The 21,666-nt window shown below is 53.7% G+C and carries 22 protein-coding genes; 17 read left to right on the forward strand and 5 right to left on the reverse strand.

The window, feature by feature from the left end:
• Positions 1 to 19 precede the first annotated feature (19 nt).
• From M6D81_RS23715 to M6D81_RS23750, 8 genes are all read left to right on the forward strand, one after another.
• Positions 20 to 1,393: an ABC transporter substrate-binding protein gene (locus M6D81_RS23715; protein ID WP_262679634.1), complete on the forward strand. Its 1,374-nt coding sequence runs from the start codon at positions 20 to 22 to the stop codon at positions 1,391 to 1,393.
• Positions 1,394 to 1,425: 32 nt separating this feature from the next.
• Positions 1,426 to 2,313 (forward strand): carbohydrate ABC transporter permease, encoded by an 888-nt coding sequence (locus M6D81_RS23720; protein WP_262679636.1) that lies wholly within the window; start codon positions 1,426 to 1,428, stop codon positions 2,311 to 2,313.
• Positions 2,314 to 2,325: 12 nt separating this feature from the next.
• A complete protein-coding gene (locus M6D81_RS23725; RefSeq protein ID WP_262679640.1) occupies positions 2,326 to 3,129 on the forward strand; it encodes a carbohydrate ABC transporter permease in 804 nt (267 codons plus the stop codon).
• Positions 3,130 to 3,152: 23 nt separating this feature from the next.
• Positions 3,153 to 3,692: a glycerol-3-phosphate responsive antiterminator gene (locus tag M6D81_RS23730; protein ID WP_262679642.1), complete on the forward strand. Its 540-nt coding sequence runs from the start codon at positions 3,153 to 3,155 to the stop codon at positions 3,690 to 3,692.
• Between the two features lie 120 nt (positions 3,693 to 3,812).
• The gene (locus M6D81_RS23735) at positions 3,813 to 4,610 is read left to right on the forward strand and encodes an HAD family hydrolase (RefSeq protein WP_262679644.1); all 798 of its coding nucleotides are present in this window, start codon (positions 3,813 to 3,815) and stop codon (positions 4,608 to 4,610) included.
• Between the two features lie 118 nt (positions 4,611 to 4,728).
• Positions 4,729 to 5,442 carry a glycerophosphodiester phosphodiesterase gene (locus M6D81_RS23740; protein WP_262679646.1) on the forward strand — a complete coding sequence of 238 codons (714 nt, stop codon included), beginning with the start codon at positions 4,729 to 4,731 and terminating at the stop codon, positions 5,440 to 5,442.
• 240 nt (positions 5,443 to 5,682) lie between these two features.
• Complete coding sequence (gene chrA, locus M6D81_RS23745) at positions 5,683 to 6,891, forward strand: chromate efflux transporter (protein WP_262679648.1); 1,209 nt, start codon at positions 5,683 to 5,685, stop codon at positions 6,889 to 6,891.
• Positions 6,892 to 7,158: 267 nt separating this feature from the next.
• Complete coding sequence (locus M6D81_RS23750; protein WP_262679650.1) at positions 7,159 to 7,332, forward strand: hypothetical protein; 174 nt, start codon at positions 7,159 to 7,161, stop codon at positions 7,330 to 7,332.
• Positions 7,333 to 7,744: 412 nt separating this feature from the next.
• Here M6D81_RS23750 and M6D81_RS23755 read toward each other — a convergent pair whose 3' ends face one another.
• The 3 genes from M6D81_RS23755 to M6D81_RS23765 all read right to left on the reverse strand — a co-directional run bounded on the left by M6D81_RS23755 (position 7,745) and on the right by M6D81_RS23765 (position 9,681).
• A complete protein-coding gene (locus tag M6D81_RS23755) occupies positions 7,745 to 8,191 on the reverse strand; it encodes a hypothetical protein (RefSeq protein WP_262679651.1) in 447 nt (148 codons plus the stop codon).
• A 79-nt stretch (positions 8,192 to 8,270) separates the two neighbouring features.
• On the reverse strand, positions 8,271 to 8,669 hold the full coding sequence (locus tag M6D81_RS23760; RefSeq protein ID WP_262679652.1) for a bactofilin family protein: 399 nt from the start codon (positions 8,667 to 8,669) through the stop codon (positions 8,271 to 8,273).
• Positions 8,656 to 9,681 (reverse strand): M23 family metallopeptidase, encoded by a 1,026-nt coding sequence (locus M6D81_RS23765; protein ID WP_262679653.1) that lies wholly within the window; start codon positions 9,679 to 9,681, stop codon positions 8,656 to 8,658. Before M6D81_RS23765 ends, M6D81_RS23760 begins: the two co-directional genes overlap by 14 nt.
• Positions 9,682 to 9,866: 185 nt before the next feature.
• Here M6D81_RS23765 and hisJ point away from each other — a divergent pair, with 185 nt between their 5' ends.
• From hisJ to M6D81_RS23810, 9 genes are all read left to right on the forward strand, one after another.
• On the forward strand, positions 9,867 to 10,694 hold the full coding sequence (hisJ, locus tag M6D81_RS23770) for a histidinol-phosphatase HisJ (RefSeq protein WP_262679654.1): 828 nt from the start codon (positions 9,867 to 9,869) through the stop codon (positions 10,692 to 10,694).
• A gap of 474 nt (positions 10,695 to 11,168) precedes the next feature.
• On the forward strand, positions 11,169 to 12,011 hold the full coding sequence (locus M6D81_RS23775; protein ID WP_262679655.1) for a histidine racemase CntK family protein: 843 nt from the start codon (positions 11,169 to 11,171) through the stop codon (positions 12,009 to 12,011).
• 17 nt (positions 12,012 to 12,028) lie between these two features.
• The gene (locus tag M6D81_RS23780; RefSeq protein ID WP_262679656.1) at positions 12,029 to 12,817 is read left to right on the forward strand and encodes a class I SAM-dependent methyltransferase; all 789 of its coding nucleotides are present in this window, start codon (positions 12,029 to 12,031) and stop codon (positions 12,815 to 12,817) included.
• 61 nt (positions 12,818 to 12,878) lie between these two features.
• Positions 12,879 to 14,207 carry an opine metallophore biosynthesis dehydrogenase gene (locus tag M6D81_RS23785; protein ID WP_262679657.1) on the forward strand — a complete coding sequence of 443 codons (1,329 nt, stop codon included), beginning with the start codon at positions 12,879 to 12,881 and terminating at the stop codon, positions 14,205 to 14,207.
• Positions 14,208 to 14,218: 11 nt separating this feature from the next.
• Entirely contained in the window at positions 14,219 to 15,865 is a 1,647-nt protein-coding gene (cntA, locus tag M6D81_RS23790) for a staphylopine-dependent metal ABC transporter substrate-binding lipoprotein (RefSeq protein WP_410795785.1), read from the forward strand.
• Positions 15,866 to 15,868: 3 nt separating this feature from the next.
• Positions 15,869 to 16,801, forward strand: coding sequence for a nickel/cobalt ABC transporter permease (gene opp1B / locus M6D81_RS23795; protein WP_262679658.1), 933 nt, complete (start codon positions 15,869 to 15,871; stop codon positions 16,799 to 16,801).
• The gene (cntC, locus tag M6D81_RS23800; protein WP_262679660.1) at positions 16,802 to 17,683 is read left to right on the forward strand and encodes a staphylopine uptake ABC transporter permease subunit CntC; all 882 of its coding nucleotides are present in this window, start codon (positions 16,802 to 16,804) and stop codon (positions 17,681 to 17,683) included.
• Positions 17,680 to 18,486, forward strand: coding sequence for a staphylopine uptake ABC transporter ATP-binding protein CntD (cntD, locus tag M6D81_RS23805; RefSeq protein WP_262679661.1), 807 nt, complete (start codon positions 17,680 to 17,682; stop codon positions 18,484 to 18,486). The genes cntC and cntD overlap by 4 nt, the downstream gene beginning before the upstream one ends.
• Entirely contained in the window at positions 18,487 to 19,233 is a 747-nt protein-coding gene (locus tag M6D81_RS23810; protein ID WP_262679662.1) for an ABC transporter ATP-binding protein, read from the forward strand.
• An 18-nt stretch (positions 19,234 to 19,251) separates the two neighbouring features.
• On the opposite strand, the gene M6D81_RS23815 is transcribed toward M6D81_RS23810, so the two are convergent.
• Together M6D81_RS23815 and M6D81_RS23820 are read right to left on the reverse strand one after the other, a co-directional pair.
• Positions 19,252 to 19,683, reverse strand: coding sequence for a DUF2500 domain-containing protein (locus M6D81_RS23815; RefSeq protein ID WP_262679663.1), 432 nt, complete (start codon positions 19,681 to 19,683; stop codon positions 19,252 to 19,254).
• 74 nt (positions 19,684 to 19,757) lie between these two features.
• Entirely contained in the window at positions 19,758 to 21,581 is a 1,824-nt protein-coding gene (locus M6D81_RS23820) for an ABC transporter substrate-binding protein (protein ID WP_262679664.1), read from the reverse strand.
• Positions 21,582 to 21,666 lie beyond the last annotated feature (85 nt).

Here is a 21,666-nt window from a genome sequence, read left to right on the forward strand (position 1 = left end):
AAAGGAGAGGCTATATCCAATGCGTTCAATGATGAAATCCTTGCTGTTAATCGGTGCTTGTTCAATGGTCATGGCGGGATGCTCGGGAAACAACGGGGGAGCGCCTGGCGCAACGAATTCAACTAACACAAACGGTAATGCGAATGGAAAGTCACAAGCAACGGAATCACCAGCCAACAATAAAACCAGCGATGAAAAAGTGGAATTGAACTTCTACTACCCGGTTGCCGTAGGCGGTCCGATTACAAAAGTCGTGGAGAGCATGACGAATGCGTTCATGGATGAAAATCCTAATATTACGGTGAAGCCGATCTATACGGGCAGCTACGCGGATACGATGATCAAGACGCAAGCGGCCGTACAAGGCGGATCGCCTCCTGACGTAGCCGTTCTATTGAGCACGGAGCTGTTCACGCTGCTGGATATGAATGCGATCGAGCCGCTTGACGAGATGATTGCTGCAGACGGCGGAGACGAGTATGTTAACGACTTCTACCCGGCATTCATGGAGAATACGATCACGGACGACAAGATCTGGGGCATTCCGTTCCAGCGCAGCACAATCGTCCTCTACTATAACAAGGAAATGTTCAAGGAAGCGGGACTTGATCCGGAGAAGGCTCCGGGCACATGGGACGAACTGGCCGAATATGCAACCAAGCTGACGAAGGACGGTCAGTGGGGACTGGAGATTCCTTCGACGGGCTTCCAGTACTGGATGTTCCAGACGCTTGCTCTGCAGAACGGCGACAACGTGATGAGCCAGGACGGCAAAAAGGTATTCTTCGATACGCCTGAGAACGTAGAGGCTTTGCAATACTGGGCCGATCTGGCGAAGGTGAATAAGGCGATGCCGGAAGGTGCGATTGAATGGGGAACTGTTCCGTCCGACTTCATCGAAGGCAAGACAGCGATGATGTATCATACGACGGGCAATCTGACGAATGTGAAGAACAATGCGAAGTTCGACTTCGGCGTCAGCATGCTGCCGAAGAACAAGCAATACGGCACGCCGACAGGCGGCGGCAACTTCTATATCTTCAAAGGCATCGACAAAGCGAAGCAGGAAGCGGCCTGGAAATTCGTCAAGTTCATGACATCGTCTGAGAACATTGCGAACTGGAGCATCGAGACCGGCTATGTCGCGCCTCGCAAATCCGCTTACGAGACAGAAGCGATGAAAGCTTACACGGCGGAGTTCCCATCCGCACTCGTTGCTCGCGATCAATTGGAATATGCGTCTGCCGAGCTGTCTACGCATAACAACGGCAAAGTTACGAAAATTTTCAACGATGCGATTCAATCGGTGCTTACCGGCTCTGCCGATCCCGCTGCTGCGCTGAAAAAGGCGCAAGAGGAAGCGGACAAGGCGCTGGAACCGTTCAACAAGTAATTCATTAAGTATCGGATGAGGGAGGAATTAACGTGGGAAAACGACGCAAAGCCTGGAAGAGGAATCTGTTCGCCTGGCTGCTTCTATGCCCCTCTCTCATCTTCCTGCTGTTGTTCACGCTCTACCCGGTTGCGGGATCGCTCAAGCTCAGCCTGTATCAGGCTGACTTGGGCACCCCGGAGCCATACTTCATAGGGTTAGATAACTACGTACGCATGGCGGAAGATGAAGTATTCTGGAAGGTTATGGTCAATAATATTTGGTTTGCGATCGGAACGGTGCCGACAAGCATCCTGTTATCGCTCTTGATGGCGCTGTTCGCCAATAAGGTGATGCGTGCCAAAGGGCTGGTAAGAACGGCTTTTTTCTATCCCACCGTTATCCCGATGATTGCAATAGGCAACATCTGGCTGTTTATTTACACGCCCGATTACGGACTGCTGACCCGGTTCCTGGAGAATATCGGACTGGAAGGTCAGAACTGGCTGGGCTCGCCGGGCCTCGTCATGTGGGCCATGATTATCATGGTATTGTGGAAGGAAGCGGGCTACTTCATGATCTTCTATCTGGCCGGCCTGCAGAATATATCGGAAGAGCTGTATGAATCTGCGAAGGTGGATGGCATCCCGGCATGGAACGTGTTCTGGCGCATTACGTTCCCGCTGCTTATGCCGACGACGCTGTTCGTATCCATTATCGCACTTACGAATTCCTTCAAGCTCGTGGATCATTTGTGGATTATGACCAAAGGCGGTCCGGAGAATGCCAGCAACCTGCTCCTGTTCTATATTTACGAGACAGCATTCAGCTTCTGGGATCAGGGCATGGCTTCCGCGCTTACGACCGTCATGATTGCTCTCCTGCTGATTATAGCGGCACTGCAGTTCTTTGGCTTTGACCGCAAAATTCACTATCGTTAGGAGGAGTGCAAGATGACTAAGAAAATTAGCTATGGCTTCATGTATATATTGGCGGCAGTGTGGCTTATTCCGCTCATCTGGACGGTTTGGACGTCATTTCGTCCGAAGGGACTGGCGCTGTCATCTTCGATCACATTCGACTTTACGCTGGCGAACTTCAGCCATGTCTGGCAAGCGGCGCCGTTCGCGACGTATTACGGCAACACCCTGTTCATCGTCATCGGCATATTCGCGATTCAGTTCTTCACCGCGACGATGGCGGCGTTCGCCTTCGCAAGGCTGGAGTTCTGGGGCAAGGGCATCGTGTTCATGCTGTTCCTGGCGCAAATTATGATTCCGGCGGACGTGCTGATCTTCCCGAACTATACAATTCTTCGCGACTTGTCCTTGCTGGACTCCAAGGTCGGCATTATGATTCCGTACTTCGCATCCGCCTTCGGGGTATTTCTGCTCAGGCAGATGTTCAAGTCGATTCCGTTCGAGCTGGACGAAGCGGCAAGGATGGAGGGGTGCAATCTGTGGCAAATCCTATGGCGCATCTATGTGCCGTTGTCCCGCCCGGTGTATGTCTCGTTCGGTCTCGTATCGGTAAGCTACCATTGGAACAACTTCCTGTGGCCTCTGATCGTGACGAATTCGGTGGAGAATCGGCCTCTAACTGTAGGACTTGCGATATTCGCCCAATCGTTCGAGACGGGAGCGCAATGGAGCGAGGTAACGGCAGCCACGATGATCGTGACGTTGCCGCTGCTGCTGGGCTTTATGGTGTTCCAGCGCCAGTTCATGAGCAGCTTTATTCATTCCGGCATTAAATAATTCCAGATGGGGAGGCAATTGCAATGAAACGTCCCATAATAGCATCGATCACGAATGAAGAGCAGCTGTCCAAAGTGATGGACAGCGCGGTTACCCGAGTGAACCTGATGTGCGGCGATATTACGACACTGGGCGCAGTGGTGCGGCAGCTGCACGAGGCCGGCAAGCAAGTGTTCGTCCACATGGAGATGGTAAGCGGTCTTGGCAGGGATGCGTCGGCTGTCAGCTTCATTGCGAAGCAATTCGGCGTGGACGGCATCGTGACGACGAAGAGCAACGCGATCGCCGCTGCGCGTCAGGCGGGCATCCGCAGCATTCAGCGCGTATTCGCGATCGACTCCGCAGCGATTGAGACGGCAGCCCGCATGATCAGCACCAGCAAGCCGGATGAGGTGGAGCTGATGCCGGGTCTGATGCCGCGCGTTATCCGCGAAGTGAAGGCGAAGGTGAACAAGCCGCTTATCGTAGGCGGGCTGATCCGCTACGAGGAGGAAATTCAGCAAGCGCTGAACAGCGGCGCGGACTATGTGTCCATCGGGCATCCGAAGTTCTGGAACAACTAAATTCAAATCCATGGTGGAGACGACGAGAAAACCTTGGTAAGCCATACAATGCCGCATAAGCTGCATTGTATTTGCCGAGGCGTTCTCGTCTTTTGTTGTATAGAGGGGAGAAACATGGAGATGTGTGCAATTCGACTCGTTGTTAGTGATTTGGACGGGACTCTGCTGTCCGAGGACCATACCTTGTCGCCATCGGTGAAGCGGACGGTCCGGCAATTCGTAGAGAAGGGCGGACTATTCACCTTCGCGACAGGTAGGCCGTTCCTGACAGCGGCGGACTATGAACTGGAGCTTAAGCTGGGACTCCCCTACATATTGTGCAATGGCTCTATCATCGCGCAGAAGGGCGAGATGATCGAAAGCCATATTTTCCAGGGCGGCGATCTGCTGCCGCTATTGGAGGAAGCCGATGAAGCGGGACTGGATGTGCTGCTCTTCCAGGAGAAGCAAGTGTCCGTATTCCGGGTAACGGAAGGGGTGCGCACGTTCGAGAGGAAGGAGAGCACCGCCTGCCGCATGCTGGACCGCGGCTTGGAGGAGTGGAAGGCGCTTGACCTGCAGAAGGTCATTCTGATGGGAGATGTCTCCATTAGCCGAAGGCTGTGGGACAGACATGTTCCGGACTTCAATGGGACCTTCACGGGCCTGCAGTCGGAAAGCAATTATTGGGAGATCATTCCCGGCAGCCAGAGCAAAGGGGCGGCGCTTCGCAAGCTGGCGGAGCGGATGGGCATCCGGCGCGAGGAGATTATGGCGCTGGGCAATCAGATGAACGATCTGGACATGCTGCATTACGCGGGAATTGGCGTGGCGGTAGCCAATAGCCCCGACGAATTGAAGCGGCATGCCGACTATATATGCAGCAGCAGCTATGGAGACGGCGTCGTGGAAGCGATGGAGAGATTTTGCGGCTTGTGATTGCATGATGAACGGCGAAGTGAATGATGAAGTGGATGATGAGGAAGTGAAGGGAACGCATGAATGGCAAGTATATGAATCTGAAGGTCCCAAGTGGGATAAAGGCGGGGATTAGTATATGATCAGAGGAATGGCTCATCGGGGGTACTCCATCCAATATCCGGAGAATACGATCGCCGCATTCGAGGCTTCGTTGCAGTGCGGCTTCAGCCATATCGAGCTGGACGTCCATCTGACGAGGGATGACATTCCTGTCGTCATGCACGATCCAACGGTTGACCGAATGACGAATGGGCACGGGGTTATTCGCGATTATACGTTGCGGGAGCTGGGACAGCTGCGCATTGCGGAGGAGGAGAAGATTCCGACGCTGGAGGAAGTGCTGCTGCTGCTGAAGAGCCGGGCAATGGTCATGATCGAATTGAAGCAGTTCGGCAGGCTGTATCCCAACCTGGAGGAACGGGTGCTCGATATCGTGCGCTCGACCGACATGATGCAGGAAGTGTTCCTCTCTTCCTTCGACCATTATGCGATAGAACGAGTGCGCCATCTGGACCCTGCCATTGCGCTCGGCCTCGTCATTGAGGGAGCGAGCCGATCCGTGTTCCCGTTCATGAAGGAGATTGGAGCGAGATATCTGTCCGTCTGTCACAGCTATGTGACAGATGCGTTCATGGAGCAATGCAGGGCGGAGGACATACAGCCGATTCTGTGGACGGTGAACGATGAAGTGACGATGCGAAAGTTGGCTCTGGCGTATCCCGACGCATTGATATGCACGGACGCTCTGGAGCTGTGGGTGAAGACGATAGCAGAAGTGCACAGAAGATAGTGCATGCAATATAAGCCGGGGAGATGGATGTTAGATTTCGACCGCAGCAAAACGACAGTAACAGTGCTCCCTGCTGATGCGGATGAATCTGCTGTTTCAAGTGCGAGCATTTACGGAACGTTTACTTTTCATGCCGAGTGTATTTGAGCTACAATAGGATATAGCTGTTGATTATAAGGAGGATGACCGCCGAATGCGGGCATCCTCTTTACTATGGGGATAGATTGGGGGAAGAAAGTTTTGGGAAATGCGATTGGCAGGCGGTTGTTGGAGATCGTCGGAGTGTCATTGAAGCTAGGGTTGACCTCCTTCGGAGGACCTATCGCCCATCTGGGCTACTTTCATGAGGAGTATGTGAAGCGTCGCAAGTGGCTGGATGAACGAAGCTATGCCGATCTGGTAGCGCTCTGTCAATTCCTGCCCGGACCGGCCAGCAGCCAGGTCGGCATTGGCATCGGGCTTATGCGCGGCGGAATGCTGGGCGGGCTGCTTGCCTTTGTGGGCTTCACGCTCCCGTCTGTGCTTGCATTGGCGCTGTTCGCTTTGCTTGTAGAAGGGCTGGATCTTCAGCACGCAGGCTGGCTGCATGGCTTGAAGCTGGTGGCGGTCGCAATCGTAGCGCAAGCGATATGGGGAATGGGGCAGAAGCTGACGCCGGACCGAAGCCGGATGACGATAGCGGTCATGGCAGCATCGGCAGCCTTGCTATGGCAGACGGCAGTTACCCAGATTGCTGTCATTGCGGCAGCGGGATTGATCGGACTATGGCTGTACCGGGGACAGAAGGGAGAGCCTGCTGCTGTTGGGGCATCTGGGTCTGCTGCGGCTCCTGGGACTGCCGTCCCGGTTACGCGAAGTGCTGCCGTTATTGCGCTGCTCGTATTCGCTCTGCTGTTGATCGTTCTTCCATTGGCCAGAGCATGGGCGCCGGACAGTGGCTGGCTGGCGATGTTCGAAGGCTTCTATCGTTCTGGCTCGCTCGTATTCGGGGGCGGTCATGTCGTCTTGCCGCTGCTGGAGCGGGAAGCGATTCCTGCCGGCTGGGTGACGGAAGAGCAGTTCCTGGCCGGATATGGCGCTGCGCAGGCGGTTCCCGGCCCGCTGTTTACATTCGCGGCATATATCGGCGCCGTTGCCGGCGGATGGTGGGGCGTGCTTATTGCCACCGTCGCGATATTTCTTCCGGCGTTCCTGCTCGTCGTCGGCACGTTGCCGTTCTGGAACGCGCTGCGCGGCTTGCCTAAGGTGCAAGGCGTGCTGAAGGGCGTGAACGCTGCGGTCGTCGGCATTTTGCTGGCGGCATTCTATGACCCGATCTGGACGAGCTCGGTGACGACAGCTGTGGACTTCGTTATGGCACTTGCGCTATTCTTGCTGCTGGTCTACTGGAAGCTTCCGCCATGGGCCGTTGTGCTGGCGGGAGCCGCCGGAGGCATGCTGATTGGCTAGCTCATGCAATAAGAGAAGCAAGACATCAGCTCGTCCTCTTGAAGGGGCGGGCTGATTTTTTATTCGGATTGGCGTTTGTTATGCGACTGCTGGCTGCTGCTTCTTCTACCGAACTGGTTTAATGCCTCAGGACATTGCCGGATTATGCACCAATAACAGCTTCAACCCGTCAACAGTATTTTTTCATCGTTACTCCAGGTAGAGGTATATTGTCGCAGGATAAAGAAAGACTGTTGAGGACACCATCTAAGGAAAGGAGTCATAGCGATGGAAAACACTCTTGGTCCGGATGAGGTCTTGCGGCGCATTAATAAAATGCGTACTGCCGGAGGATCGCTTAGCAAAAAATATGTCAAGCAGTACGATCCCGAGCTAATGAAAAACGCGCTGTTCTACTTTCCCAGCTGGGATCACGCGCTGAAGAACGCGGAAGACTTGTGATAAGGAACTGACTATCCCCTTCATAGAGGCATTGCCGTAATAGTAAAAACCATGACCGGGGCTAATGCTGCTGCATTACTCGCCAGTCATGGTTTTTTTGTCATCAAGTCGCTAACGGTTGCGAGCGAGCTTAACTGGTTGGAGGGAGGGTGGAGTAAATTGTAACGGGTGTAGTGGAGCTTAATAGGCATGGAATCAACTACTTTGAGCATGAATAGTCCATTTAGCCGCGGTGACAACCGTTAAAATACCAATGTTGCAAAATTCGCCCCAATAGCGTCCTTGGCACCCGTTAGCGAAATGCGGCTTCTCGATAAGTCGCTAACAGTTGTCAGCAATGGGTCCATCCCCGGTTTAGCTTCACCGCAAGCCCCGTCTCAAAATCGGCTCCTAGCTCCAGAAGCTCCGCCCCTTACTCCAGCGCAAACTCCAGCTTGCTCAGCTTGGCGGCTTGCTCCACGGACAAGTACACGTCGCCGTTGTCGGTGATATAAAAGTCGCCGGAAATTTCATAGCCGTTGCTCATTATGGACTGCTCCCTGAGCAGCAGGGAGAACGGAATATCGTTAATGACGATGTCGACGGTGTCGTTCTCTTTGTTGTAAGAGATGAAGCCGTCCGTCTGCTTCACAAGCGCATCAAGCGCGATATAGGGCTGCTTGCCGCGCAAACTCGCATCCTTCAGTACGATACGCTCATGCTCCGGAGTCATATTCTCATTCGATACTGCTTCTATCTTCTGTCTTGATTGCGCGAGACTTTCGCTAGCGGCATTCGCCACCGGCTTGCTTACTAGGGAGCCGAGCAAGGTGAGAGTTGCCATTATCATTAACGCAATATTGCGCTGCCATCCATTCATTGTCTATACCTCCTGAGGGATATAGCCCTAGTATAGACAAAGATTGTATGTGCAATGTAAGCGCGATGTTAAAAGTTGTTCAACTAGCGGATTTTTCTTGCTTGACTGCCTTCGTATCTTGATTCATTGCGGCAGCCATCTTGCTGCTTCCGTTGAAGGCGCCGCCTGCTTCGATAATAAGCGAACCCGCGGAAATGTTGCCGTTCAATACCCCGGTCGCGCATATCGTCAGCTTGCCGGACACTTCAGCGTTGCCGTCCAGCTGTCCGGCAAGCATCAGATCCCGTGCGGTTATATTGGACTGCGCCCGGCCGCCTTCGCCGATAATAACGTCGCCGCTGGATACGATATCGCCGATGACGGTGCCCTCGATGCGGATTCCCGCTTGGGACTTCAGTGTACCCTCCAGCACGGTTCCCGCACCGATTAATGTGTCGGTCGTATCCGGATTGACTTTGCCGCTTTTAGTTTTGAACATGTTCATCTTCTCCTTCGCTTACATCTTTACTGGCATCCTGGATATAAGGCAGAGGGTTCACATGGCTCCCGTTCACGATGACCTCGTAATGCAGATGAGGACCTGTGCTTCGTCCTGTATTACCTAGCTCGCCGATCTGCTGCCCCTTCACGACTTGATCGCCTACCTCTACATTTCTTGCGTTCAGATGAAGATAGCGGGTCTCGATGCCTTTGCCGTGATCAATCAGAATGTTGTTGCCATGCGGATAGGAACGCTCCGACAAGGTAACGGTTCCGTCGGCGGTCGCGTAGACGGGATCGCCTCGACGGCCGCCGATGTCCAGGCCGTTATGCAGCGAAGATCTGCCGGAGATGGGGTCCCTGCGGTAACCGAACTGGGACGTCATCTTGCGCGAATCGGCGGGCCATATCGTCGGCGTAATCCTCATCGTATGCTGGTGCTTCAGCAGAGCGCTAATGGTAGATTTCAAGCTGGGGCCAAGCTCCTCCATATTGGCTTGAATATCGGAGTAGCTGTCCATCGTCTTGGCGGCTACGGCATCACCGGCATCACTGGCAGCTGCCGGCACAGGAACAGGCACTTCTTCTCCGCCTTGTCCGCTCGTCTCGGCATTGTAAGCGCTTGATGAGATGCGCACGGCAGGCTCTTTAATGCCGGCGATTTCCTTCAGCTGCGATTCCAGCTGCTTGATCTCGGACATTTGCCGCTCGATGCTTTGCGCTTGCTGCGTTAGTTGCAAGACATTGCCCTGCAGGGCTGTAATGTGAGTTCTCTTGGATTGAAGTTGCTGCTCGTAATCCGCTTCGGTCGCCGTCAGCTGGATTTCAAGCTTCTGAATGCGATCGGATCGATCCCAGAACAAGTAGATGAATAATGCGGAGCATATCGCAAGCAGAAGGATGCAGGATACGGTGAGGACCAGCATCATGCGGTTCAACCGGTATCGTCTAACCGATTGATTGCCTTCCGGTATGATGACGAAGGTGAAGTGTTTCGACATCCAATTCATGCATTTCCTCCTTGATTGATGAGCATTTTTCAGGTTTTTTCCAATTTCCAACTCATAACTATTCGACAATAACCCGCATTTTCCTTCATTCCGGTGAAATATTGGCGGAATAATGGTACATTAAACTTAGGAGTGATACAGTTGCGATTGACTGTACTTACGAGCGAGAAGGGATGCGACAGAGCATGAAATGGGATGGACATACACATACGAAATTTTGTTATCATGGTAGCGATGCGGAGCAGGAGCTGTACCTGGATCGCGCTATAGAGCTGGGATTCCAGCGTTATACGATCAGCGAGCATCCTCCTCTGCCAGAGGGCTGGATCGTGGATCTGCCGTTATGGAAAGAGCTGGCGATGCCACAGGATGAGCTTCCGCTCTATATGGACTACGCGAAGGCTATGAAGCAGCGTTATGAAGGGAAGCTGGAGGTTACGGTAGGCCTGGAGCTGGATTACTTGCAGGGCGGTCTCGATTACACGGAAGCGATCGTCGAGCAGTGGCAGCATGAGCTGGAGGATGTCGTCTATTCGGTTCACTACCTGCCGGGTGTGGGCGGCATGCGCTGTATAGACTTCACGCCAGAGGACTTCCGCGTCAATCTGCTCGCCCATTACGGCAGCATGGACAATGTGGTGAATGCGTACTACGACCATGTGGAGGAGGCTATTGCCTTCGCAGCCGAACTGCCGATGAGGAAGCGGCTTGGCCATATCAACCTGATTGAGAAGTTCCGCCGCGAGCTGCCGCCGATTGACGAAACGCTTGTCCGGCAGCGGCTGGAGCGCATTCTGCCCCTGCTTGCGAAGTCGGGTGTCGGCATAGATGTGAATACGGCAGGCTTGCGTGTACCGACATGCGGGAAGCCTTATGTGCCGGAGTGGTTCCTCGCAGAGTGTCGCACGATGGGTATCTCCTGCGTATACGGCTCCGACTCCCACAAGCCGGAGCATGTAGGCGTCGGATGGGACTGGTATGAGGAGCAGATGGGGGAAGCTGAAGCGGAATAATACAGCATATAGCGCCAATGCAAGAGGCGACGAGCAGCAGCATGCTCGTCGCCTCTATTTTTACCTCAGTGTAGGAAAGAATTACACTGTGGCGCCGAAGAGGGGCGTGTGAGCCGAAATAGTGTATGAATCCTACACTGGAGCGCCGAAAAGGGGCATGTGAGCCGAAATAGTGTATGAATCCTACACTGGAGCGCCGAAAAGGGGCGTGCGTGCCGAAATAGTGTATGAATCCTACACTGGAGCGCCGAAAAGGGGCGTGTGAGCCGAAATAGTGCATAATCCTGCACTAGAGCTCCATTAGGTCATGTGCAGGAAGCGAGAAGGACGCCGTCAGGCGTATTTCACATTGAAATTGCTGTTGACAGCTTCCAAAATAACGCTATACTGGATTTGTAAATAGTAATCGTTATTATTACGATTAATAAAACGGTATGATGATCGCGGAATAGTCAGCGAGTAAAGAGGTGAAGAATGCGGCAGGTGGTCGAATTTGTAAAATGCAGCCCTACTCAAAATATGACGATTCTCGTGAAAACCAAGCACCCAGCCAGTCAATATGGCGTCATAGCTTCGCAGATGATGAATTACGGCAGTATCCATGCAGAGCAAGTCGGCTTTATCCTTGAACCCCGCAGCCAACAAGCAGCGGCGCAGCTGTATATGGCGGGCGGCGAGTATTGCGGCAACGCCTGTATGGCGCTGGCTGTACATCTGGCAACCGAGCTGGATCTGCCATCGGAAAGCACAGTGCCTATCGTGCTGGAAGCATCAGGGACAGAAGCGCTTATTACATGCCACGTAACGAGAGTGAACGACAAGTATGTGTGTGAAGCGGGAATGCCGATGCCTAAGTCGATTGAGCAGAAAGTCATTACATACGAAAGCGAGCAACTGGACATCGTTATCGTTCGATATGAATCGTGCATTCATCTGATCATCGAGACGGATTGCATTCACCAGCGGTTGCGTGATCAGGCCGAGGCGATAGCCAAGCTGCTGGGTGCCACGCTAGACACGGACCTGATTGGCATCATGCTGTACTGTCCGAATCATGCGGAGCTTGCGCCGCTCATCTATGTTCCGGGACTGAACAGCCTGGTATGGGAGCGGGGCTGCGGCTCGGGAACGGCGTCCATCGGCGCTTGTCTGGCCTGGAGGCAGAAAGGACGAATTGCCGCAGAGGTGAAGCAACCGGGAGGAATCATCCAGGTGAAGGCGGATTGGCATGACGGTGCTCCAAGTGAAATGACCATTAAAGGCGTCGTTGAAATTGTGGCTCATGGCAAAGCTTATGTTGATCTGGACGACTATTAGGAAGCAGGGGGATGTTAATGAAAGTATTGCATGACATACGCCACGAGTTGGTGGAATATTCGAAAAGATTATCCAGGCTGGCTGAGCAGGGCAGTGCTTCCCATATTGAGGAACTGGAAGCCGTCATAAGCGATTATTCCGGCTTCGTTACGAATCAGAGCAATAAGGAAGCATGGAACGGGTTTGAAGAGCTCGACTCCGATAGCTTCCAGACCATTCTACATGCACTTCGCACCGATTCCGCGCGCTGCGTAGCAATCATGGAAAAAAATCGGGCGATTAAGCTTCTGGATGAAGCCGACGCTAAGAGCTCCTACTTCCAAAATATCGAAGCGTGCATTCTGCAAGAGTTCCGACACTTCAATGTAACCGCGGAATCCAACGTACTGCTCGTAGGCTCGGGAGCCTTCCCGATGACGCCGCTGCATATTGCAAGACAGACGGGAGCTTCGGTTGTAGGCATCGACATTGATGACGAAGCTGTCTCGCTGGGGAGGCAGGTCGTGGCCAGACTAGGACCGGAATTGTCCATTCGTCTGGAACGGGCAACGATAGAGGAACTCGATGGCATGGATACGATAACACATGTTGTCTTCAGCTCTACTGTGAAGGAGAAGTACCGCATCCTGGATCGGCTATATGATCTGACGAGAGGAGAGGTTGCTGTAGCTATGCGCTTCGGCGATCGTCTGAAGTCCATTTTCAACTATCCGTCTGAAGATGTGGATAAGCGCAAGTGGAAGGTAGAAGGGACTCATCTGCAGCAGGAGCTAGTTTTCGACATTATCTATTATAGACGCGTATGAGACGGAGAAGATCGATTCGCCACATCTGGAATCAAGTATGGAAAGGGAGGCTGATGCTGATATGACGCTGTTTCAACGAGTATTGTTATTGGGCACTGGCCCAGCCGCATTGCAGCTGGCTTTGCTTTTCAAGAGACATTGCAATAGTCGTATCGGCATTGCGGGAAGAAGGTCGGCGAGATCGGCACTATTCTTCTCAGCTATGGAGCGGAATGACCGACGCATATACGCCGCCGTTCAGAATGAGAAGCATGGAAGCATGGCAGGAGAATGCCATATCGATGAGCTGTTCCATGGCTACGAAGATGTGAAGGGCGATTGGGATACGCTTGTATTGGCAGTTACGACGGATGCTTATATCGATGTATTGAAGCAATTGGATGAGCGCCTGCTTCACCTGCTCAAGCGGGTGATATTGCTCTCGCCTACGCTTGGCTCCAACAGCTTGGTGCGTCATTACCTCCGTTCCATCCAGCCCGTATGTGAAGTCATCAGCTTTTCTACCTATTTAGGCGACACGCGCTGGGCAGAGGGGAAGCCTGTCAACCGTATTCTTACTACAGCGGTCAAGCGCAAGTTGTACATGGGGTCTACTCATTCCCCGTCGCAAGCCGTTGAAGCGATAGGGAAGATGTGCGCGACACTGGGTATTGCGCTTGAAGTGTTGGACGCGCCGATCGAGACGGAGTCACGCAACATATCGCTTTATGTGCATCCTCCGCTGTTTATGAACGACTATTCGCTAGGAGCTGTTTTTGACGAGAGTTCAAATGCGAAGTACGTGTATAAGCTGTTCCCCGAAGGGCCGATAACGCAGCGGCTAATCGGCGAAATGCTGGCATATTGGCGGGAGGTCATGCTGGTATTGAAGCAATTGGGAATCAAGGAAATAAACCTGCTCCAATTCATGACTGCCGACAATTATCCCGTTAGGGAAGAAAGCCTGTCTCCTCAGGATATCGAGAGATTTCCGGAGCTGGACGCCATTCATCAGCAATATTTGTTGTATGTGAGGTATGCCTCGCTATTGATCGATCCCTTCTCCCAGCCGGATGAGGCAGGAAGATATTTTGATTTCTCAGCCGTACCTATTCGCACAGTATTTCCAAATCGGGAACAGGAGCTGGATATCCCCAGAATGCCGAAAGAGGACTATTACCGCATAAAAGTGATTCAGGGCATCGCGCGTTACTGGGGGGTGAAATGTCCGACGACTGACACGTTTATCCAACGGTATGAGTGCAAAATTCGTGAGACTACCAAGCGACAGCTGGACAAGAGGCTGTCGGACGCCTTCGCGGTACGAAGCTACAAGGAGCATATTGACATGATCTGCTCCGAATTCGATAATGGCGGCTGCGCCGTTAAATTACCATCTATCCCTACCTAGGAGGACCTAAAGTGAAAGTAAAAGTGAAATCGATAGCGTCAACTACGTTATTGCTGGCATGCCTGTTCATCATGGCGATGTCTGCCGGCTGCAGCAGCGAGCAGAGCGGAAGCCAGGCAACAGGAAACGCTGGAAACGCTTCGCAAGCGGACAAAAAACAAGAAATCATTTATGCCGTATCCAAGGATATTAACGATATGAATCCCCACCTCTATACCGGCTCCATGCACGCGCAAGGCATGGTCTACGAATCTCTCGTGGAAAATACGGCAGAGGGCATTAAGCCGCTGCTAGCCGAATCGTGGGACATCTCGGAGGACGGCATGACATATACATTCCAGCTGCGCAACAATGTCACCTTCCATGACGGCAGCCCATTCAACGCCGAAGCGGTGAAGCGAAATATGGAGGCGGTGCAGGAGAATGCGAAAAAACACTCCTGGATTAAATTGTCCTCCAAAATTGTCGGCATGACGGCTATCGATGAGGACACCTTCGAGCTTAAGCTGTCAGAGCCGTATTACCCCGCATTGGTGGAGCTGTCCATGACACGCCCCTACGTATTTCTATCGCCCGCCGACTTCATCGACGGAGGAACGAAGGATGGCGTTCAGGGTTACCACGGAACAGGTCCGTATAAGCTGGCAGAGCATAAAACGGATGAGTACGCGGTGTTCCAAGCCAACAAGGACTATTGGGGAGGCGCACCCGCCATTCAGCAAATAGTGGCGAAAGTGCTGCCTGCAGGAGAGACGACGTTCCTCGCTCTGCAAACAGGAGAGGTAAACATGGTGTTCACGGATGATCGCGGCGCCGACAGTCTCGATGTAGATGCCATGGAGCGACTGGCCGCTTCAGGCAAGTTCCGGATTGAGCGAAGCGATCCTATAAATACGAAAATGATCGTAGCCAACAGCAGCCGTTCGGATAACGCGGTTAGCGAGAAACCGGTGCGGCAAGCGATATGGCATGCGATCGACCGCACAACGATTAGCGAACAGATTTTCGACGGGACAGAGACTCCCGCTCATACGCTATTCTCCTCCAATGTCAACTATGCGAATGTGGAGCTTGCCGGAAGAGACTACGATCCGGACAAGGCAAGAGCTCTGCTGGAGGAAGCGGGCTGGCTGCTGCAGGAGGGAGCTGTTGTGCGGAGCAAGCAAGGCCAATCGCTGTCTATGGAGCTTTATTACGATGTCGCCTCGGCTTCGCAGAAGACGCAGGCGGAATACCTGCAGAGTGCATTGAAAGAAATCGGCATCGAGATCGCCATTACGGGAGAAGAGTCTTCTTCGATTGCCAACCGCCGGGCCACGGGTGAATACGATCTTCTGTTCAACCAGACATGGGGGCTGGCTTACGACCCGCAGAGCACGATTGCAGCTTTCGCATCGGAATCCTCTTACTTGCATACGACAAGGGGAATTGCGAATGCCGACGAGCTGTACCAAAACATAGAAGACGTCATGGTGTCTACAGACGAAGAGAAGCGGAATGAGATGTACGCCAACATCTTGAGCATTGTGCACGAGGAGGCCGTGTTTATTCCTATCACGAACGGGAGTGTAACCGTGGTCGCTGCAAGCGGGCTGCAAAATATAACCTTTAAACAGACGCAATTCGAACTGCCTTTCGAGAGTATGTACATGGAATAGCTTATGAGAGGATATATATGGAAACGACTTCTGCTCGCAATTCCGCTTCTGATCGTCACTTCATTCTTGACCTTTGCGTTCATTAATCTCTCCCCACTGGAACCGGCGGAGGTCGTGCTGCATGCGCAAGGCGTTCCGACGATAACGGAGGAGTTAATTGCACAGACAAGAGCCGAATTCGGGTTCGATAAACCGTTTGTTGTCCGATACGGGGAGTGGCTGCTCTCTTGCCTCCAGTTGAATTTCGGCGATTCGTACGTGACCGGCAAGCCGGTATGGGAGATGGTAGGCCCCGCCTTCCTGAACACACTTAAGCTAACGCTCGTCTCCTCTGTCTTCATCATCGTGGCGTCGATAGGACTGGGCATGCTGTGCGCGATGCAGGAAGGGCGCAGCGCAGATAAGTCCGTCAGGGGCATATCGTTCTTCTTGACCGCAATGCCGTCTTACTTGCTTGCCGCTATGCTGATCTGGTTATTCAGTGTGAAGCTCGGCATACTGCCGACCAGCGGCATGGACGCTGCTAGCAGCTATGTTCTTCCTGTCGGGGTAATTACGATCAACTATGCGGGCATTTATTTCCGCATCGTCAGGAGTTCCGTACTGAGCAACTTGAACGAAGATTATGTCGTATACGGCAGAGCCAGCGGCTTGCCGGAAGCGCGGGTGATCTCTCATGTATTGCGAAATTCATTGCAAGTCGCCGTATCGGTGTTTTGCATGGCGTTTCCCATCATTATGGGCAGTACTGTTGTCGTGGAATATGTGTTTGCCTGGCCGGGCATGGGAAGCTTGAGCGTACGATCGATTCTGGGCAGGGATTTTCCCGTCATTCAAGCTTATGTCCTGCTCGTTGCCGCTGCATTCGTTCTGTTCAATACGCTGTCGGATATGATTAACGCTGCGATGAATCCCCGGCTGAGGAGGGAGCTGTAAATGCGACTATTGGGACGAATCGCTCAAGATAAGCTGGCTGTCGCTTCGCTTATTATCATCATGCTTGTGCTTGGCGTCGGCGCCTTGGCTCCGTATATCTCGCCTCATCCTCCCGATCAAGTGGATATGAACCTCCGTTATGCAGGGGCTTCCTGGTCGTATTGGCTCGGGAACGATCATTTGGGCAGATGTATCCTCTCTCGCGTTATTTATGGCATTCGTCCCAGTGTGCTTTGGGTTATGGGCGCTTTAAGCGTCTCGGTCGCTCTGGGGGCCTTGCTCGGTCTGGCTGCCGGTTACTTCCGCGGCAAGCTGGACGCAATCGTAATGCGCTTATGCGATGTGATGCTGTCGTTCCCGGTCTATGTCATGACACTGGCGATGGTTGGCATAATGGGCGTTGGCCTGACCAACATTCTACTCGCATTCGTGTTGATGAAATGGGCCTGGTTCGCCCGGATTATCCGGACGTCTGTCATGCAATATGCGGATGCGGATTACGTGAAATACAGCAAGGCTACCGGCATGAGCCATGTCCGCATTCTGTATAAGCACATTCTGCCGGTGACCTTGCCAGACATTGCGGTTGTTGCCAGCAGCGCCATGGGCTCCATGATCCTGCAAATATCGGGCTTCTCCTTCCTCGGACTGGGCATTCAAGCGCCGCATGCGGAATGGGGAATGATGCTGAACGAAGCGCGCGGCGTCATGTTCACGAAGCCGGAGCTTATGCTGGCGCCAGGTCTGGCCATTATTGCGGTGGCGATGGCGTTCAACTTCTTCTCCGATGCGATTCAGGTGGCGCTGGACCCCAAGCTGGCTTCTTCCCGGCAGGCCCGGATGGGAGTGCGCATTGCCGCGAAGGAGGTGACCTATCCGTGAATCTGTTGGAAGTGGGCGGCTTAAAGGTATGGGAGCGCGCGTCAGGCCATGTCATCGTCCGCGACGTCTCATTCTCCTTGAAGCAGGGGGAGTGTCTGGCGATTGTAGGCGAAAGCGGAAGCGGCAAGTCGTTGACATGCCGGACGATTATGCGATTGCAGTCATCCCGACTGGCGCATTCAGGCCGGCTGCTATTCAAAGGCATGGATCTGAATGCACTGTCTGCGCGGCAGTTCCGAAAGCTGCGCGGCAGGCATATATGCATGATCATGCAAAACGGCATGCGTGCGTTCGATCCTTCCCGCGCGATCGGCGTCCACCTCAGGGAGACGATCATGCAGCATTACGACTGGAGCCATTCGGAATTCATCGATAACATAACGAGTGCGATGGCGAGCGTCATGCTGAAGGAACCGCTCGACATGATGCGCAAATATCCTTATCAGCTATCGGGCGGGACGCTGCAGCGCGTCATGATTGCCTTGGCCATCGCGCTGAAGCCCGACCTCATCATAGCCGACGAGCCGACGACGGCACTGGATACGATTACGCAATACGAGGTAATCGAACAATTCATGAAGCTGCGAGAGAGGATCGGCTGCTCGATGATATTCGTGTCGCATGATTTGGGAGTGGTGCGCAAGATCGGGGATCATGTGCTTGTCATGAAGGACGGAGAGGTGGTCGAGCAGGGCAGCGTATCCTCCGTGTACGACGCACCGCGCCATGCCTATACGAAGTACTTGCTAACTTCAAGAGCCATGCTGCGCAATCATTTCAGACAAGTGATGGGAGTGTTGTAATTGCTTGCGGTTCATGGCGTAAATAAGTGCTACAAGAAGGGCGGATGGTTGTCCCGCGATAGACAACAGGTGCTGCATGATGTGGAATTTCAATGCAAGCGCGGCGAATGTCTCGGAATTATCGGCGAGAGCGGGAGCGGCAAGTCAACGTTAGGGAGGCTGCTGCTAGGGCTGGAGAAGCCGGATCGCGGCCGCATCACGTTCGAAGGCAGAAGCGTGCTTCACCGTAAAGTGCGCAAGGGAGCTCTTAGCGCCGTCTTCCAAGACTACACTTCCTCTATCAACCCCTTCTATACGGTAGAAGAAGCAATACAGGAATCGCTGAAGAATGCGAGCAGTGATAAGCTTGCGGCTTATAGACGAATGGATGAACTGCTGGAGATGGTAGGGCTGGACGTGTCATACCGCGTGAAGTATCCCCATGAATTGTCCGGGGGAGAAGCGCAGCGCGTCTGCATAGCAAGAGCTATAGCGTCCGAGCCGGCATGTATTGTGCTGGACGAGGCCTTAAGCTCGCTGGACATGCCTGTGCAGGCCGGAGTGCTTCAATTGCTCAAGGACATTAGGCGAAAGCACGGCATGAGCTATATCTTCATCACGCATGATATTGAAGCGGCTGCTTTCATCTGCGACAGAATCATGATTGTCCGCCACGGCCGGATTGTGGAAATTGTCGAAGCAGAACGCTTAAAGGATGTGGAATCGGACTATGCGAAAGAGCTGCTGCAGAAGATGATGGCATTATAAAAAGGGAGGGAGCGGCACTCAATAGCCGCTCCCTCTCCCATTGCCGCTGCCAGGCTGTTCGCCAGCTTGCCGCTGAAATGCGACGATCCAGTCGCCCTTCACCGCGGCATACCCGACGTCGCCTTCCGCCACCAATCCGTACAGTCCCTTCACATCGAGATATTCCTTGCGCGAGCCGTTGTCGAACTCCAATGTAATGAAGTAGTACGTTCTGGACGATGAGCCCATATGCATATTGTCATTATGATGATGATTGCTGGAGCTTCGCACCTCCGTACGCTTCGATACGATGCGGGCGTAGCTGGACTCCTGAGGTGCGCTGGCATTACGGAAGTACTTCGCAATATTGACGATGAACATCACGATAATGAGAGCGAACACGAGAAAGAACATGACCTGAAAGAGGGAGAATGCCGAGTCGAATCCCCCGCCGAATGGACCGAATCCCATAGCGTGTGAACCTCCTTGTATGTGTAACAAAATTATACGCGGCAGCCGTTCAAAATGTTTCATGAAATTCCTGCTTATTCCTGCTTGAACCATAAGTCGCGGAAGCGTACCCAGCCCAGCGATTCCAGGGCAATGCCGCGTACAGCGGGATGGAATGCGGTCTTCAGCGCCTTGCGGTACAGGAACAGCAGGCTGTGCCGCTCTCGAAGCTGCCGCTCGATCCCGATGAACTGCTTCCTTCTCTTCCCTACATCCGGCTCCGACAATATGCACTGAAGCGACCGCTCCATGCTGTCCTTGGCCGTCGGCGGCATATGCTGCTGCATGCTCTTGTACAGATCGATAAGGCGCAGTTCGCGATGCTCGTCCAGCATAGTGGCGAACAGAAGCAAGTCCGCCTCCATCCGCGCAGCCCCCTTGAACGCGCCGGCGTGCACGATGGATACTGTCACAGCGAAGCCCGTCTCCTCCAACAATTCAGCAATCAGACTGGCGTCGGCGGCATACTGTGAGATCGTCATCATCGAGAGCGGCTGCCCGGCGTAAGAACTCTGCGCCAGCTCGCGACGCAGCTGTCCGATGTCGTAAGAGGCCCCTGCCCCTTGCTCTTCCATCGGCATCTCGTCGCTGCGCTCGATCCAGAAGCTGGATGAGGCTTCGATTACATCGCCGGCGAGCAAGCCCAGCAGATGAGGACGATGAATCGCACGATTCAGGATGGCGCGTACGTCAGGCGAAGCAAGCGGCCCTCGCTTGATCTCGTTCACAGCGATGAACTTGCAGGTCGTTCCGGATTGCCTCACCTGTCGCCATTGTCCGCTCTCTCCCTCTTGCAGCCTCGCATTGTGCATCACCTGGAACGTTCGCGCATGCGGCGGCTCGTTCTCCTCCCGTTCACCGGCAACGGTATCCGGCATCGTCCACACCTCCACCCGGTCAAGAAATGCGCGTCCCCGGAAATAGGGGAGGAAGGCGTCTAACGTCCAGACACCCCGCTCGCTGCCCAGCAGCCTGAACGGGCCGGTGCCGACCGGCTTCGAGCCGAACTTGCAGCCGCCGTCCGCTTCGCACAGATCCTCCGGTACGATGGAAGCGCGATTGGTGGTCAGGAAGGAGAGGAACGTCTCGTTCCTCCGCTTCAAGCGAATGCGCACAGTCGTCTCGTCCAGCGCCGCCGCCTCGGCGATATCGTTGTACACCCAGCTGTACAGACCGTCGGGTGCCAGTCTCTGCAATCGCTTCAGGGAGTAGACGACATCGTCGCTCGTCATCTCGCGGCCATGGTGGAAGGAGACTCCCTTGCGCAGATAGAACGTCCATGTTGTCCGCTCTGCGTCGGATTCCCAAGCATGGGCCAGATGCGGCATGATGGTACCTCCGGCGGAGTCCATGGCGACAAGTCCGTCGAACAGTTGATTGACGAGATGGGATTCCCCGATATAGTGAATGGCGGCGGGGTCCAGCGTATCGATTCTCTGGGGCAAGGGGAAGCGCAGCACATCCAACCGCTTCTTGCCCTCCACTTCGGAGCGGAAGCCGAATTGTCCGGACAGCCACTCCCGGAATTGCTCCTGCAGCCGGCTTCCCGGCTCCTCCAGCTCCTGGATAATGCGCAGAGCGGATGCGAGGTCCTGCTTCTGAACATGCTCCTTCGCTTGCTGCAGCAGGATAGCGTCCAGCGAAGCGAGGAACAGGAGCTGCGATCGCTTGCCTCTGCCTCTGTTAGACTGCCAGCTCAGCCATCCCTCCTCCTCCATCCGGCGAAGCAAGATGACCATGTTGCGCTGGGTGCAGTCGACGATAGAGGCGAGCTGACCGGTTGTCGTATCGATCGGCTCTTGTTCCCCCGCACCCGGGAAGGCGCGGCGCAACGCCGCATAATGCCGCCGAAGCTTCATACGTTCACCGCCTTCTAAAATATGAAATTTCCATTTTTGAAGTTGCACTTTTTGTTCTTGTTTTCTAGGTTACAATAAAATGGGA

It is taken from the genome of Paenibacillus sp. J5C2022, from assembly GCF_025567625.1.
Taxonomy (GTDB): Bacteria; Bacillota; Bacilli; order Paenibacillales; family Paenibacillaceae; genus Pristimantibacillus.

Bases quoted from the DNA above. Each gene is read 5' to 3' on its own strand.
- M6D81_RS23715 (WP_262679634.1), top strand. From the start codon at position 20: ATGCGTTCAATGATGAAATCCTTGCTGTTAATCGGTGCTTGTTCAATG.
- M6D81_RS23725 (WP_262679640.1), top strand. From the start codon at position 2,326: ATGACTAAGAAAATTAGCTATGGCTTCATGTATATATTGGCGGCAGTG.
- M6D81_RS23730 (WP_262679642.1), top strand. From the start codon at position 3,153: ATGAAACGTCCCATAATAGCATCGATCACGAATGAAGAGCAGCTGTCC.
- M6D81_RS23735 (WP_262679644.1), top strand. From the start codon at position 3,813: ATGTGTGCAATTCGACTCGTTGTTAGTGATTTGGACGGGACTCTGCTG.
- M6D81_RS23740 (WP_262679646.1), top strand. From the start codon at position 4,729: ATGATCAGAGGAATGGCTCATCGGGGGTACTCCATCCAATATCCGGAG.
- M6D81_RS23750 (WP_262679650.1), top strand. From the start codon at position 7,159: ATGGAAAACACTCTTGGTCCGGATGAGGTCTTGCGGCGCATTAATAAA.
- M6D81_RS23755 (WP_262679651.1), bottom strand. From the start codon at position 8,191: ATGAATGGATGGCAGCGCAATATTGCGTTAATGATAATGGCAACTCTC.
- M6D81_RS23760 (WP_262679652.1), bottom strand. From the start codon at position 8,669: ATGTTCAAAACTAAAAGCGGCAAAGTCAATCCGGATACGACCGACACA.
- M6D81_RS23765 (WP_262679653.1), bottom strand. From the start codon at position 9,681: ATGAATTGGATGTCGAAACACTTCACCTTCGTCATCATACCGGAAGGC.
- hisJ (WP_262679654.1), top strand. From the start codon at position 9,867: ATGAAATGGGATGGACATACACATACGAAATTTTGTTATCATGGTAGC.
- M6D81_RS23775 (WP_262679655.1), top strand. From the start codon at position 11,169: ATGCGGCAGGTGGTCGAATTTGTAAAATGCAGCCCTACTCAAAATATG.
- M6D81_RS23780 (WP_262679656.1), top strand. From the start codon at position 12,029: ATGAAAGTATTGCATGACATACGCCACGAGTTGGTGGAATATTCGAAA.
- M6D81_RS23785 (WP_262679657.1), top strand. From the start codon at position 12,879: ATGACGCTGTTTCAACGAGTATTGTTATTGGGCACTGGCCCAGCCGCA.
- opp1B (WP_262679658.1), top strand. From the start codon at position 15,869: ATGAGAGGATATATATGGAAACGACTTCTGCTCGCAATTCCGCTTCTG.
- cntC (WP_262679660.1), top strand. From the start codon at position 16,802: ATGCGACTATTGGGACGAATCGCTCAAGATAAGCTGGCTGTCGCTTCG.
- M6D81_RS23815 (WP_262679663.1), bottom strand. From the start codon at position 19,683: ATGGGATTCGGTCCATTCGGCGGGGGATTCGACTCGGCATTCTCCCTC.
- M6D81_RS23820 (WP_262679664.1), bottom strand. From the start codon at position 21,581: ATGAAGCTTCGGCGGCATTATGCGGCGTTGCGCCGCGCCTTCCCGGGT.